11 protein-coding genes and 1 other RNA gene are annotated in these 14476 nt (G+C 42.2%); 7 read left to right on the forward strand and 5 right to left on the reverse strand.

All coding sequences use genetic code 11. The annotated features are described in order from the left end of the window. The first annotated feature begins 145 nt into the window (after positions 1–145). Entirely contained in the window at positions 146–766 is a 621-nt protein-coding gene (locus I3252_RS11060) for an FxsA family protein (protein WP_238035222.1), read from the forward strand. 133 nt (positions 767–899) lie between these two features. On the opposite strand, the gene ssrS is transcribed toward I3252_RS11060, so the two are convergent. Continuing rightward, a non-coding RNA gene (gene ssrS, locus I3252_RS11065) (6S RNA) lies at positions 900–1095 on the reverse strand. Between the two features lie 260 nt (positions 1096–1355). On the opposite strand from ssrS, the gene gpmI reads away from it, so the two are divergent. Together gpmI and I3252_RS11075 are read left to right on the forward strand one after the other, a co-directional pair. Then, positions 1356–3014, forward strand: a complete 1659-nt coding sequence (gene gpmI, locus I3252_RS11070) for a 2,3-bisphosphoglycerate-independent phosphoglycerate mutase (RefSeq protein ID WP_275949303.1) — start codon at positions 1356–1358, stop codon at positions 3012–3014. A gap of 352 nt (positions 3015–3366) precedes the next feature. Then, positions 3367–4869 carry a S41 family peptidase gene (locus tag I3252_RS11075; RefSeq protein WP_238035223.1) on the forward strand — a complete coding sequence of 501 codons (1503 nt, stop codon included), beginning with the start codon at positions 3367–3369 and terminating at the stop codon, positions 4867–4869. Between the two features lie 75 nt (positions 4870–4944). Here the strand turns inward: I3252_RS11075 and I3252_RS11080 are convergent, their stop codons facing one another. From I3252_RS11080 to I3252_RS11090, 3 genes are all read right to left on the reverse strand, one after another. Beyond that, positions 4945–6657: a sigma-54 dependent transcriptional regulator gene (locus tag I3252_RS11080; protein ID WP_275949304.1), complete on the reverse strand. Its 1713-nt coding sequence runs from the start codon at positions 6655–6657 to the stop codon at positions 4945–4947. Positions 6658–6757: 100 nt separating this feature from the next. Continuing rightward, entirely contained in the window at positions 6758–8551 is a 1794-nt protein-coding gene (locus tag I3252_RS11085; RefSeq protein ID WP_238035224.1) for an ATP-binding protein, read from the reverse strand. Positions 8552–8745: 194 nt separating this feature from the next. Next, positions 8746–9381 (reverse strand): response regulator, encoded by a 636-nt coding sequence (locus I3252_RS11090; RefSeq protein ID WP_055123802.1) that lies wholly within the window; start codon positions 9379–9381, stop codon positions 8746–8748. Between the two features lie 427 nt (positions 9382–9808). On the opposite strand from I3252_RS11090, the gene I3252_RS11095 reads away from it, so the two are divergent. Then, positions 9809–10897 (forward strand): serine hydrolase, encoded by a 1089-nt coding sequence (locus tag I3252_RS11095; RefSeq protein WP_045451193.1) that lies wholly within the window; start codon positions 9809–9811, stop codon positions 10895–10897. 171 nt (positions 10898–11068) lie between these two features. Further along, a complete protein-coding gene (locus I3252_RS11100) occupies positions 11069–11737 on the forward strand; it encodes a thiamine phosphate synthase (RefSeq protein ID WP_238035225.1) in 669 nt (222 codons plus the stop codon). Between the two features lie 48 nt (positions 11738–11785). On the opposite strand, the gene I3252_RS11105 is transcribed toward I3252_RS11100, so the two are convergent. Then, positions 11786–12115: a TraR/DksA C4-type zinc finger protein gene (locus tag I3252_RS11105; protein ID WP_045446956.1), complete on the reverse strand. Its 330-nt coding sequence runs from the start codon at positions 12113–12115 to the stop codon at positions 11786–11788. Positions 12116–12470: 355 nt separating this feature from the next. On the opposite strand from I3252_RS11105, the gene I3252_RS11110 reads away from it, so the two are divergent. Both I3252_RS11110 and I3252_RS11115 read left to right on the forward strand, forming a co-directional pair. After that, a complete protein-coding gene (locus I3252_RS11110) occupies positions 12471–13685 on the forward strand; it encodes a phosphoglycerate kinase (protein WP_238035226.1) in 1215 nt (404 codons plus the stop codon). A gap of 259 nt (positions 13686–13944) precedes the next feature. Further along, the gene (locus tag I3252_RS11115) at positions 13945–14331 is read left to right on the forward strand and encodes a hypothetical protein (RefSeq protein ID WP_045446952.1); all 387 of its coding nucleotides are present in this window, start codon (positions 13945–13947) and stop codon (positions 14329–14331) included. Positions 14332–14476: the final 145 nt, after the last annotated feature.

Raw genomic sequence — 14476 nt, forward strand, 5'->3', positions numbered from 1 at the left:
AGATTATATCTTACCGACTATATGGCTTAAAAATTAGCCTTAAGTTTGATAGTATAGCAATCAATCCCCATATACATCATATGTTAGCCATCTTAATTTGCATGGCGCTCAATTTATTGGTTTTTATTTTATAGGACGACACTTTATGGGTCAGATAGTTGGTATTGCCATTGTTTGGTTTATTATCGAAATGCTACTTTGGTATTTGCTTGCTCAGTTTATGAGTGGTTGGTGGGTATTTATATGGTTTATTATCGCCGCAGTCATCGGTATCTCCCTCTTGCGTAAAGGGATGGCTGCCCTCAATCCAATGGCACAGCAGATGAAAGCAGGTGGCATGATGAACCCATCGATGCGTCCGCAAGAATCAACCATGATGAAAAGTGTGGCCATGGCAGCGGCTGGTATTTTGCTACTCATTCCAGGTGTGCTGAGCGATTTACTCGCATTATTGGTGATATTGCCACCCGTGCAAAAGAAGCTCAAAGACTTTGCTAATAATTATGTCATGAATAATCAGCAAAAAATGATGGAAATGATGGCCAAGCAGATGGGCGGACAGATGGGCGGCGGACAAAATCCGTTTGGGGGTATGGGCGGTCAAAACCCGTTCGGCGGCGCAGGTGGTATGAATAATCAAAATCCATTTGGTCAACAACAAAACCCGTTTGGTGATGGGTTTAAACAGCATACAACGATTGATGGGACAGCAAAAACCATTCCCAAAGATGTGAAAAAAATCACCAAATCTGCCAATGACGAATAGTTGAATTAATAGGCAAGCATAGAAAAACCCCCTTTTATCAATGATAAAAGGGGGTTTTTAATGGTTATTACTAAGTCTTTATGAGTTGATAAGTAAACCTACCGAATATAAATAAAATAATAATTAACCGAATAGAACAACCGAAGTGCCGCTGTAAGATGGTGACCCATGAACCGTGAAGTTCAGGGCGGATGCGTCACTGCCTCTGCAGGTTTCCTGATACACCGCAAGCGGTGCAGGCATACACAATGAAGCAATAGGTACCACATCCTGGTAAAGCATTATCGGCTCAGGGAATAAACATCTACTAGCCAACACTTCAGAATATAATTATCTTAACGAATGGTTTGAATGATTGCAAGTATGATTTACAGATTGATACGTAGATTTAGAGATTGGTATTATTGCTATTAAGTTTTAACTGCCTTTTCTACTGTATAAATGTGCTTTAAATAAGTATGCTTTAACGCTTAAGAGTGGGCGTAAAATGACGATTTTTCAGCTATTTTAAGATGTGTGTTAATATAGAGGGCTTTAAACATCCTAATATAGCATTATAGGCGTTCATTCACTTGAGGAGCGGTAATCCATGACCAATACCCAGCAACAATCAGCATTTATCGATGATAATCAGGCTCAGCTCAATAGTAAGCAGGATGGCGATCAAAATAAAAAAGTGCCGCATGTCTTAATGATATTAGATGGTTTTGGGCATCGTGAAGACGATAAGGATAATGCGATTGCTGCCGCCAATATGCCAAATTTGGATAGGATTTATCAGCAATATCCGCATGGATTGATATCTGCTTCTGGAGAAGATGTTGGTTTGCCAGATGGGCAGTTTGGCAATTCAGAAGTTGGGCACATGAACTTAGGTGCGGGTCGCGTTCTGTATCAAGATTCGACTCGTATCTCAAGTGAAGTAGCCAATCGTGAGTTTTATAAAAACGAAGCCTTAGTCAAGGCGGTTAAAGCCGCGAACGAGTTGGGTGGTAACGTCCATATCATGGGTTTGCTGTCAGATGGTGGTGTACATTCGCATCAAGATCACATCGAAGCAATGTGCCACTCGGCGTTAGTGCACGGCGCCAAAAATGTCTTTGTTCATTGTTTTTTAGACGGACGCGACACCCCACCTAAATCGGCGGATAAGTATATTAATCGTCTGCGGGATCATATCAATAAGCTTAATGCTCATTATGAAGGCGGCCGCGTACAGATTGCCAGTATCATTGGGCGCTATTATGCGATGGATCGTGACAATCGCTGGGATCGTGTGCAAAAAGCCTATGAGCTTATCACTGAAGGTAAAGCCGATCGTCTGTCTACGCGTGCAGATGGCGCAGTACAAGCTGCTTATAAGGCACGCGAAACCGATGAGTTTATTAATCCAACGGTAGTGATTGGCCGTGATGAGGTGCCATATACCGTTGATGACAATGACGCGCTTATCTTTATGAATTTCCGTGCTGACCGTGCCCGTGAGCTGGCGCAAGCTTTTGTCTTGCCAGATCATGAGTTTTCAGGTTTTGCCCGTAATAAGCAGCCAAAACTTGCGGCATTTGTGATGCTGACCAAATATTCTGACGTTTTAGCAGACAATCCAAAAACTAGCGTTGCTTATTATCCCACGTCATTGACCAATACGCTTGGCGAGTATTTGCAAGACAATGGTAAAACTCAGCTGCGTATCGCTGAAACTGAAAAATACGCGCATGTGACGTTTTTCTTTAGCGGTGGTCGTGAAGAAGAGTATGATGGCGAAACACGTATTCTCGTACCCTCTCCAGATGTGGCGACTTATGATCTGAAACCAGAGATGAGTGCGCCTGAAGTGACCGATAAATTAGTGGCTGCCATTGAATCAGGCAAATATGACGTGTTAATTGTCAACTATGCCAATGGTGATATGGTAGGCCATACGGGGATTTTTGATGCGGCTGTAAAAGCAGTAGAGGCACTAGATGTCTGTGTTGGCCGTATTGAGTCAGCGGTACGCGCTGCTGGCGGTGATATGCTTATCACGGCAGATCATGGCAACTGTGAGCAGATGCAAGATTACGAAAGCGGTCAAGTACATACTCAACATACCACTGAGCATGTACCGCTCATTTACGTGGGTGAGAAAAAGCTACAAGTACGTAGTCGTGGTAAGTTGAGCGATGTCGCACCGACTATTTTGGCGCTGATGGATATTGAGCAGCCTGCTGAAATGACGGGCGAAAGTCTATTGGTTCCAGCGTTGTAAGTCAGGCATTTAATACTATTGTATTGACCACTTACTAGCGTTGTTAGAAGTAATAGAAAGGGGAGAGATATTTATTGTCTCTCCTTTTTTTGATTTGTTTTTTAAGAGATATTTGGCTGACTTTATTTATCTTTAAATGTTTGGATAGTGAGAAAAATAAGGGCAAGTATGATATTTAGCCTGCTAAACAAACTTGACACCGTTACTCATCATTTGATGAAATCATATCAGTTATCGTGAATGTTACTTGCAATACTCTCCTAGTCTTAGACTGGCTCTTGATGCTATCTTATGAGATAAATATTCATCTATATATCTATAAAAATAATTCTATTATTAAACGAGTTCTCTTATGCGTTCTATTTATTTTATGCGCTTACCAGTGACGAAGCGATTGGGCAAACAAGCAATGAAGGTATTCACTGCGCCGACTATTTTTAAACCTGCATTGATGATAGGTCTGATTGGGCTCAGCACTGCTAGTATGTACGCACAAGCAGCGAAGTCACCAGCTAATGCGACCATCAATAACCCCACCGCCAGTCTACAACTGATTAGCTTAAATGCCGATGAGATAGCCACAGAAGATGACACTAATAATTTATCAGATGTCGCTGATATGCTTGAGTCGGCCGACCAAGTTGACGACTCGATAGACAGTGTCGCAGATGAGAGTGCCTTGACCGATGACACGAACGAGATTGATGTCAGTATTCCACCTGAGGTTGCGCAAGTATCATTGAATGCCATTTCTCCAGAAACGCTCAAGACGTTTGTTGCGGTAGTGGATTTGGTACGCCGTGAATATGTAGATGCGGTCAATGATGAAGAGCTGTTCAATAATGCGTTGAGTGGTATGTTGACTAAGCTAGATAGTCATGCTGAATTTTTAGATGCTGAGGCTTATGAAAATCTGCGTGCCTTTACCGAAGGTGATGTGGGTGATGTGGGTATCAAAGTCAATTATCAGCCTACAGATGGCTATTGGGTGATTACAGAGGTTATTGATGCATCGCCTGCAGATAAAAAGGGCATTGCGGTTGGCGATTATTTACATCAAGTCGGTGATTTCAAGCTTGATGAAGATAAAGAAAGTAACGATATTGAGCAGCTTTTGACAGGGATTGCGGGGACGCAAGTAGATGTTGTCACCTCAAAAGCTGGTCGCCGCAAACATACCACGACCTTGCAGCGTAATAACAGTCACCCTCAAACGGTCGAGGCAAGTCTCATTGACGGTGTTGCTGTTATTAAGTTACCTGCCTTTCAAAATAATAGCCGTGAAAAACTCTTGGAAGGCTTGATAGATCTAGACGCACCTATTACAGGTATCTTGCTCGATATGCGTGATAATCCAGGTGGGGTGCTAACGTCGGCGGTGAGCGTGGCCAGTTTGTTTATGAGCGACACTGATGTGGTACAAGTAAAAGGTCGTCAAAGTGACACGCGTACGCTATCCACTCAAGGTCTGGCGATACTTGAATCATTGCCAGTGGTGGTGCTGCAAAATCGCTATTCGGCGTCAGCGGCAGAGGTGCTGGCCAGTAGCTTACAAGCACAAAAACGTGCCACAATCGTTGGTGAAGTCAGCTATGGTAAAGGATCTGTACAGTCGGTCATCCCACTGAATGATGAGCAGGCTGTCAAACTAACTGTCGCCAACTACATGACAGCGTCAGGCAATAAGATCGATGGAATCGGGGTAGAGCCTGATATGATCTTGTCAGGAAGTGAAAGTACATGGGAGCAGCAAGCGCTCGCTTTACTAAAAACAAAAGCACTTGATTCGGGTATTCGTTTTGTCCGAAAACCTGCCAAAGTCGATCAAGCGGTGGCAGGCAATAGGGTTCAGTAAGGCTCGCTTAAAGACAGGCTATCACGATATATCAACGTTAAAATATCATTTATCGTTATTCAAAAATAGCGAATGCTATGGCTCGAATTGATCCTCAGCTATCTCTAGTTTTTTCATGCGATAGCGTAAAGAGCGAAAAGTGGTGCCTAGTAGTTCAGCTGCTTGCGTTTTATTCCAAGCCGTTTGTTTTAGCGCGGTAATAATCAACTGTTTTTCTTGTTCTTGTAGGTAGTGTTCCAACCCTTGAGAGGGTAACTGACCATCCTTTAATTTGCTTAGAATTGCTTTTTCATCACTTTCTTGCAGAATAGGTCGATGGGTGACAGATTCTTCATGATTATGATGGGCCGTATGGTTTGGGCTTTCTGCATGATAACTTTCTGAACGCTGTATCATAGAAGGGTAGTGCTGAGCGTTAGTACGATAAGGGTGCAAGTTGGTCGTCACTTGCTTGACCTGTGGCGCTATAGTCTCATCCATAGATTGAATGACTTTTTCTCTATTTTCTATCGATTGAGCGATCATTTGATGGTTTGTTTGACGCTCAGAATGTTGAGTGCTATCAACAACCGCTGGCTCACTCTGATTTTGAGAGACTGCGCGGTGATGGGTTATATCAATATCAGGCAAACCCAAGTGGCTGATGTCAATGTGCGGTGTCTCTGCTAGGGTTACTGCACGTTCAAGGACGTTACGCAGTTCACGAACATTGCCCGCAAAGTTATGATCTTGCAAACGCTCGCATGCCTCAACAGTGAGTATGGGCGGATTCTCTAACTGCCATTCATCAGCAATTAATGCTAAAAAGTGCTTGGCTAATACAGGGATATCATCACGACGTGCATTGAGCGTCGGCAGTTTTAACTCAATCACATTGATACGGTAGTACAAATCTTGTCGAAACGCACCGTCTTGTACCAATTGGTTTAAATTTTTGTGGGTGGCGGACAAGATACGAATATCTACGGGAACCTCTTTGGTATCACCAATGGCTCTCACCGTTTTTTCTTGAATGGCGCGCAGTAGTTTTACCTGCATGGCTAAAGGCAAATCAGCCACTTCGTCTAAAAATAACGTGCCGCCATTGGCCTGTTGAAACAGCCCTTGCTTGTCAGCGACAGCTCCTGTAAAGCTGCCTTTTTTATGACCAAAGAACTCTGATTCCATCAGCTCTGATGGTATCGCCCCACAGTTTACTGGTACAAAGCTGCCATCACGGCGTGGGCTTAAATCATGAATCAATCGGGCAACCACTTCTTTACCAGTACCCGAAGCGCCTGACAAAAATACAGGTGCTTGTGAGCGTGCCAATTTTAAAATAGTATTTTTCAGTGGGTGCATCACCGCAGAATGACCAATGAGCCTACTGTCCAGCAGTTTTTGTTCAGGTGAGCATTCGGCTGTGGCTTTTGCTTCATTGTCTTGATGAATAACTCTTAAAGCATTTTCCACCAGTTGACGTAGGCGCGGTAACTCAAGAGGTTTATTCACAAAGTCAAAAGCACCAAGCTTCAATGCTTCAATGGCGAGATCCATACTGCCGTGAGCAGTAATCACGGCAATGGGTGTACTAGAGCTATTACTGATTTCTTTTACCAACTCTAGTCCTGACCCATCAGGCAGCTTTAAATCGGTCAGACAAAAATCGTAATCATTGTCTTGCCAGTATGATCTTGCTTGTGACAGAGTATATGCTACATCACTTTTAATGCCCATTTTGGTCAAAGTAATTTGCATCAATCGGCACAGATCCACTTCGTCATCAACGACTAGCGCGGTTGTTGTCATACATCATCTCATCGTATTCAATAGCTATAAAATGGTAAAAACCAAGAGGCCTTAATGGCAAAGTATTCCATAGTATGTTAATACTTGGTAACGTTAATTTTTATAAAATACTGGTATTAACATTATGTTCAGTTTTATTTACATGAGTATCAGCACCAATAGCAGGTGCTATCAAGCGAAAACAGGTTTTCTCATGTTCAGGAATATAAAGCAAACGAGTTTGGTTAGCCTCACAAAAAGCTTGTGATAAATACAGTCCCAAGCCTGTCCCTGCTTGGTCTGTCGTAAAAAAAGGATTAAATAAATGTTCTAAGTCTTTGGTGCTAACCCCGCGACCAGCATCCAAGATATCAATTATAACATCGTTATCCGCACAATAAATCTCGATTTCCACATAGGCATGAGGGTGGGCGTAGCTACCGTAGCGCAAGCCATTGTTAATTAAATTGATTAAGACTTGTTCTAGTTGATGTGTGTCGAATGATATGGTCGGTTGTGTTTTTACGTGTAGAAAAACATCGTGTCCTTGAAAGTAATTCTCTAAAAATGTTGGCATCCAGTCTGCCAATATAATCGCCTGCTGGTTTGCAGTTTGTTGGCGAGACAATTTTAGTACATCTTCGATAATGCGATTCACGCGTTTTGTTTGTGAAAATATCATTTGATAAAGCTCATGATTCGCCGCCATATCATCACTTGAAATAGGCGGCGTTATCGTATTATCTGCTGTATCGACTTCTAGATTGGCTTCTATGACATCTTCCATTAATAATTGGCTGGCTTGTGATATCGCTGCCAAAGGATTCCTTATTTCATGGGCGATGCTCGCTGTCAATTGCCCTAAAGAAGCCAGCTTCAATTGTTGGGCACTGGCTTGTTCGCGGCGTAAATCCTCTAACATTATCAGTTTACTGTCATCTTTCAATGGAATGATTTGTACGCGCAGTTTACCGAATATGGAAGCGTTTGCGACTGCAGGCAAATCATAAATAAAGGTGCGTGATTGGCCTGCCGCTACTGACAAACAGGCTTTAAATAGCTGCGTGTGTTGTTGACCAAGCTGCTGCTGAAAGTTAGATAAGAGTGCACTGCGAGTATTGTTTCGAGTATCTTTTATATCAATAGAGGTGTTGTGCAATGATGCGGAAGGGGTGTGTGAAAGGCTAAGTAATTGGTGAGCGGCAAGATTTGCTAAAACGATATGCTGTTTATCGATGACGATGACACCATTGACCATTTGCGTGATGACTTCTTGGTTGATGACGTTTAATCGTTCAACTTCTTTAGCGTGACTCGCTGCTACTTTTTCAAGTTGTACCAAACGCTGTGAGATGGACCAGCTCAAACCACCAACCGCCAAAAAGCTGGCTGACATGAGCAATGCATCCCCTAAATTTGCTAAGCTCATACTATTGGCAATGGCATAAAAGAATTGCTGATAAATGACAAAAATAATAGCGAGTAGGGTAATAATTAAGGCTTGTGAGCCGTGTAGCAACATAAAACTCGCTGCGACGACCACCATATATAGCATGGTCAACTGTAAATCAGGCGCACCCGCTGTATATAGCAATAAGCTTAATATAATGACGTCTAATACTAAACCAAAGGCCAACTGCCGCCGCATTTGCTGATTAACGACATAAAACAAGCCAAGTAAAATAAGGCTAAGCAGGAAATAAAAGCTAAGCGTTGTTTGTTGTAAAAAGCTTGGTAGAGAGAGGCTGTTGTCAGAGTGAGCGGTGATATACACCATCAGTAGAGAAAACAGACTAACAGCAAAGCGGTAACTGCTATAAATAAGCCCTAACCTGCGCAATTGAGGTGGAGATAGCGTGTCATCACGATGCAAATAGTGAGTAACAGCAGAAACGATATTAGTAGCAGGCTTCATAGATTGACCGCAATAAGGGAACAGTTGCTAGGGTGTATCTTCATTTTAAAATAGAGATAAAATGAGATAAATTACAATCAAACAAGGAATATATCGCCATTAATATCAGGATATTTGACGATACTTGATAAAATTTAGCCATTTTCAGCCCATGTAGATGTCCATCAGTTGAATTGAGGACACGCCCTAATGAGTTATGGCTGAATTAGACCATGACGAATGGCCAAATGTGTTAACTTCACATCGCTATCAACCCCAACTTTCTCATAAATACGATAGCGGTAAGTGTTGATGGTTTTGACACTCACAAATAGCTGATCAGCGATTTGCTGCGGGCTTTGACAGTTAACGACCATCATTGCCACCTGTTTTTCGCGATCACTCAGTAAGTCAAAAGGTGAGTTGGCATTATCTGACAGCAAAACATCAGCCAGTTGCTCAGCGACATCTTGGCTAAAATAACGACCACCTTGATAGATTTTTTTGACAGCGCGAATCATCTCATCGAGCGGCGTGCCCTTCGTGATATAGCCATTGACCCCCGCTTTGATAAGCATCGAAGGATACGGCTGCGCTGACATACTGCTGACCGCCAATATTTTGATACCCATATCCAGCTGAATTAAGCGTTTGGTTGCTTCAAGCCCACCAATATTAGGCATATTGACATCAAGCAAAACCACATCAGGGCGCAATTGTTTGGCTAATTTGATGGCCATGTCACCGCTGTCCGCTTCGCCGATTACTTCGATATCGATACTATCTGACAACATGCGGCTAATACCCATTCTCACCAAATCATGATCATCTACTACCAGTACTTTAATCATAACGATACTCTTTGTTGTTTGTCAGAATGAAGGCTTTTACTGACGCTAAATGACAAAAAATAAAATCATTAGAGTCGTTTTTTTAGTTTTTGAAAAAAATAAAATATTGCTAATCTTTTAGATAGATAGCATTGTTTAATATAACAAAAAACGAATAATTACAGTGTTCAAAGTTAAGATATATTGCTGCAATGTGAGTCAATGTTTCTGTAATATAAAGTGGTTGTAGTAAAATTTGAATTACACCAAAATAAATTATTAAATCAGCTTGATACATTAAACTTAAATGCAAACCATGATACACTAAAAATACAAAAACTCTATACGAGTACTTATAAACCCATTCATAAACGCTACGTACGTTGTTGCTATTGGTTAGTATGTAACTGATTCTCTAATTAACAGCATCGTGACAGCAGGAGGCATAATGAAGCAACTACCATTAACCAAACAGCAATTAATCGCTGCTATGATTTCATTGAGTTTGGGCAGTGTTGCACAAGCCGCACTTACTATTAATGGTAGCGCTGACACTAGCTCTAGTGCTCGCATGAGTTGGGGCGGTGCCGATAGTTTGTCTGAAGCACGCAATATTATGTACAAATCCAAAGGCTCAGCTATCAAGAAAGTTGATAGTGGCAATGGTACGACCAGTATCACCAACGCCAATAGCTTCGGTAGCAGTAATAACAGTTACAATAGCAGTAATAGCTACAATACAACGTATCGTGGCTCATTTGGTAGCAGTAACATGATACCGATCAGCACTGATTCGCGTAGTGTTGCGGTCATCGATGCTGAAACGGGCGAATCTATTTATGAAAAAGATGCTGACATTGCACGTCCAATGGCCAGTATCTCTAAAGTGATGACGGCCATGGTCGTATTGGATGCTGGTCTCGATATGCGTGAAGAGCTCACACTCGATCCAGAAGATTTCGTCGGCCCTAAGCGTGCCAGCTCTAACCTTAAATCAGGCGATCGTTTGAATCGTGCCGAGATGTTGCTCATGGCATTGATGAAATCAGAAAATCCAGCAGCAAAGAGTTTAGCGCGTAATTATCCAGGTGGCTATACTGCCTTTATACGTGCCATGAATCGCAAAGCTCAAGATTTGGGTATGACCACGGCGTTCTTTGGTGATCCAACGGGTCTTGATAAGCGCAACGTCGCTTCATCAAATGACTTGGTTAAAATGGTTCGCGCGGCGGGTAACTATGACGTGATTCGCCGTTTCTCGACCACCAAGAGCTATGACTTTTATGTGTCTAACTACTCAAGTGGTAACCGTACTTATAAAGCCAATAATACCAGTAGCTTGGTTCGTGCCGGTGATTATCCAATTGGTATCTCAAAAACAGGTTTCATCAATGAAGCTGGTCGTTGTGTAGTAATGGAAACGCGTGTAAATAACCGCCCAGCAATTATCGTCATCTTAGGAGCGAACAGCTCAGCCACACGTTGGGGTGATGCTAAAAATATTCTAAACAGTTTAGCGACACGCCGCACGGTATAACTTTACTGTTTTAGCATTTATAAAAAGGCTGTTATTCGATATAACAGCCTTTTTATTGTGTTGAATTTAAGGTGTGTCTTTAATTTAATCAATGGACTTCTACATGGGCTAAAAAATTATCTCATTTTTATCTCCATTTTTAAAATGAGGACACACTCTAGGAAAAATAATATGACCCAAACACCGACTGTTATATCAGCGCCAAAATTATATTTACTGACCAATGACGATGAGTTTGCGCTGCTGTATCGCAAATTAGAAGCAGCACTAGCAACAGGATTCATCGCGCTATTACAAATTCGTCGCAAGCAGATACTGGCGCTACCTGATGGTGAGTCTCGTCTATACGAAGAGGCTAGACAAATAGTTGAGTTGGCGAAAGCGTACAACGTACCAGTCGTCATCAATGACAATATTAAATTGGCTGCCAAGCTCGGCGTTGGTGTGCATTTGGGTCAACAAGATGGCGAAGTCACTGATGCTAAGCACGAACTCCAACCAAACCAAGTGATCGGACGCACTTGTCATGGCAATTTGGAATTGGTTGAAGAAGCAAAAAATGAGGGCGTAAGCTATGCCGCTATGGGTGCGATTTTTACCTCAAATACAAAACCTAACGCCAATATTATCTCGCGCCAGCAGCTCATAGATGGCTGTCAGCAAAATATAGCGATATGTGTCATCGGTGGCTTGACGGCAGAAAATGTCACCGAGCTGGCAGGTTTGCCCATTACTTACGTGGCGGTCGTTGGGGATATTATGGATTTGCCCGTGGATCAAATCGCTGTGCGATGTAAACAGTGGCAGCAGGCGTTCTCTCAATGGAAAACACCTACTTGATCACTGGAACTTTGATTTGGAATGGCTGTCTTAGAGTAAAATGAGTCGTTATTCAGCATGTTCCATACATAGGGTAGCGTAAGGCAGTGCTTGTAAGCGTTGCTCTTCAATTTGCTCGCCGCAGACTTCACATTTACCATAAGTCCCGTTTTCAATACGGCTTAATGCATTTTCGACATAGATCAAACTTTGACGGGCTTCAACCATCAAATTTGTACGCATGTCATTTTGACGATAAGAGATGGCTTGGTCTTCCCAATGCTCATTGAGGTCGTCTTGCGGGTTTTGGATATGATCTTCGATTTTATCGATACGAGTCTCATATTCTTCTTTAAGTGTCAGTAGGTTTTGTTTGGCAGCTTGAAGGTCGATACTCATTGGGTTCTCCTAATGGGTTATTTTTATTGTGGATATTATTTATTATCAGTGCTAATAGTATCTTAAACAGCCTTATTACTAAGTGCCACCACGAAATGTTACTGATTTTTATTAAAATTTAGCCATTTGTCTTATTTTTATCCCCATTTTCAAAATAAGGACACGCCCGAGTAAAATTTAATAGTGCGTTCTTTATGAGCACTTGCTAGAAAACTGCTAGAATACACCGCCTCAAATTCTTGCTTGGTTACTTTTATAAAGCCACAGACAAGAGCAGCCGATTTGATAAATATTTTCAGCAATGAGTAAAAAGCCAACCGATAGATTAACAAGAGATGATGCATAGGAGCAGGTAATGAATTTTTTGCGTATGAGTGAGCTGAGCTTAACGGATAAAGTGGTGTTGATTCGTGAAGATCTCAATGTGCCTATTAAAAACGGTAAAGTCGCCAGTGATGCACGCCTGCAAGCCAGTTTGCCTACGATTAAGATGGCGTTAGAAAAAGGCGCGGCCGTTATTGTTTGTTCACACTTAGGTCGTCCAACTGAAGGCAGTCCTGAGTCGATATATTCGCTAGCACCAGTTGCTGAGTATTTAAGTGATAAATTAGCCACAGAGTTATCAAAGCCCGTTAGCTTAAACAATGACTACCTTACTAAAGGCGTGGCAATTAAAGCAGGCGAGGTCTTGCTATTAGAAAACGTGCGCTTTAATCAGGGCGAAAAGAAAAACGATGCGGATTTAGCACAGAAGTACGCTGACTTATGCGATGTATTCGTGATGGATGCATTTGGCACCGCACATCGTGCGCAGGCCTCAACAGAAGGCGTTACTCAAGCTATGCATCGAGCAGGAAAAACAGCTTGTGCAGGACCTTTATTGGCGGCTGAGCTTGATGCGTTAAGCTTGGCACTTGAGACCCCAGCACAGCCAATGTTGGCAATCGTTGGTGGTTCAAAAGTATCGACAAAGCTAGAAGTGCTGCACAGTTTGTCTGAATTATGCTCGCAGATTATCGTTGGTGGCGGTATTGCAAATACATTCCTAGCCGCGCAAGGTCATAGCGTTGGTGCATCACTTTATGAAGCGGACTTGGTTGAGACAGCTCGTGACATTATGACTAAGACTGAGATTTTATTACCTGAATATGTTGTCGTTGCTGATAAAAATGAGATTGATTTTGCTGACTTCACGGGCTCATTACAACAAGCTACTGCGACCATCAAATCTGTCGATACGATTGGCGAAAATGACATGATATTGGACATCGCTCCAGAAAGTGCCAAGCAATTAGCGGATGCTATTATCAACGCAAAAACCATTTTATGGAATGGTCCGGTCGGTGTTTTTGAAGTCGATGCTTTTGGTCAGGGCACACAAATCATAGCAAATGCCGTTAAAAACAGCGAAGGATTTTCGATTGCTGGTGGTGGTGATACGCTTGCTGCAATTGATAAATATCAAGTGGCAGATGGCGTTAGCTACATGTCAACAGGTGGTGGCGCATTTTTAGAGTTTGTAGAAGGCAAGGTATTGCCTGCGGTTGCTGCTCTACAGATTGATGCGTAACGCTTTAACGATATTTAGCAGATGAGTAACATTAGCCGTACAATTTAGCCTCACCATCTCATGTACGCTGTATCAATAATATTTTGGCTACTATTCTTATGTTATTGTTTTAAGAGAAATAAGAATCAGTGGCCACTCATTATTATTAAGTAGTAATTATTTGTTTCTATACTGAAAATTATGATTGCATGTCTAATTTGCACTCTATAAAATAGCGCAAATCATGTATTTGACATGCTTTATTTATGAGGGATTTATTATGTTAAAACGCCATTTATTACTTGCTAGCGTACTTGCTGGTACTTTTGCAATCACTGCATGTAGCCAACAAACAGAAGAGAACGCCGAAGCTGCTGTTGAGTCTGCTGGTGATGATGTTGCCGCTAACGCTGATACTGCCGCTGCTGAAACAGAAGCCGCTGCTGCTGAAGCTGAAGTTGCTGCACAAAATGCTGGTACTGAAGTTGCCGAAGGCGCTGAAACTGCCGGTGTTGCTGCTACAGATGCACTAAAAAACACTGGTGAAGCAGTTGTGGTAGGCGCAAATGAAGCCGTTGCCAAAACTGCTGAAGTGGTTGCCGATGGCGCCTCTGCTGTTGAGAATAAAGCCAGTGAAAACGCAGTAGAAGCAGAACAACAGTACTAATCATCAATACATAAGCAACTGAACCTAAGCCATTGATCTACTAATTTATCGATTAATGAATAGCTTATTAAGCTGTTGGTTGCAGGTATTGATTGCTGTATAAGCCCTCAAAATATTTAAAAAGCTTTGGTGATAGCCAAGGCTT

Origin of the sequence: Psychrobacter sp. Ps4 (assembly GCF_022129285.1) — a bacterium.
Lineage (GTDB): Bacteria > Pseudomonadota > Gammaproteobacteria > Pseudomonadales > Moraxellaceae > Psychrobacter > Psychrobacter immobilis_A.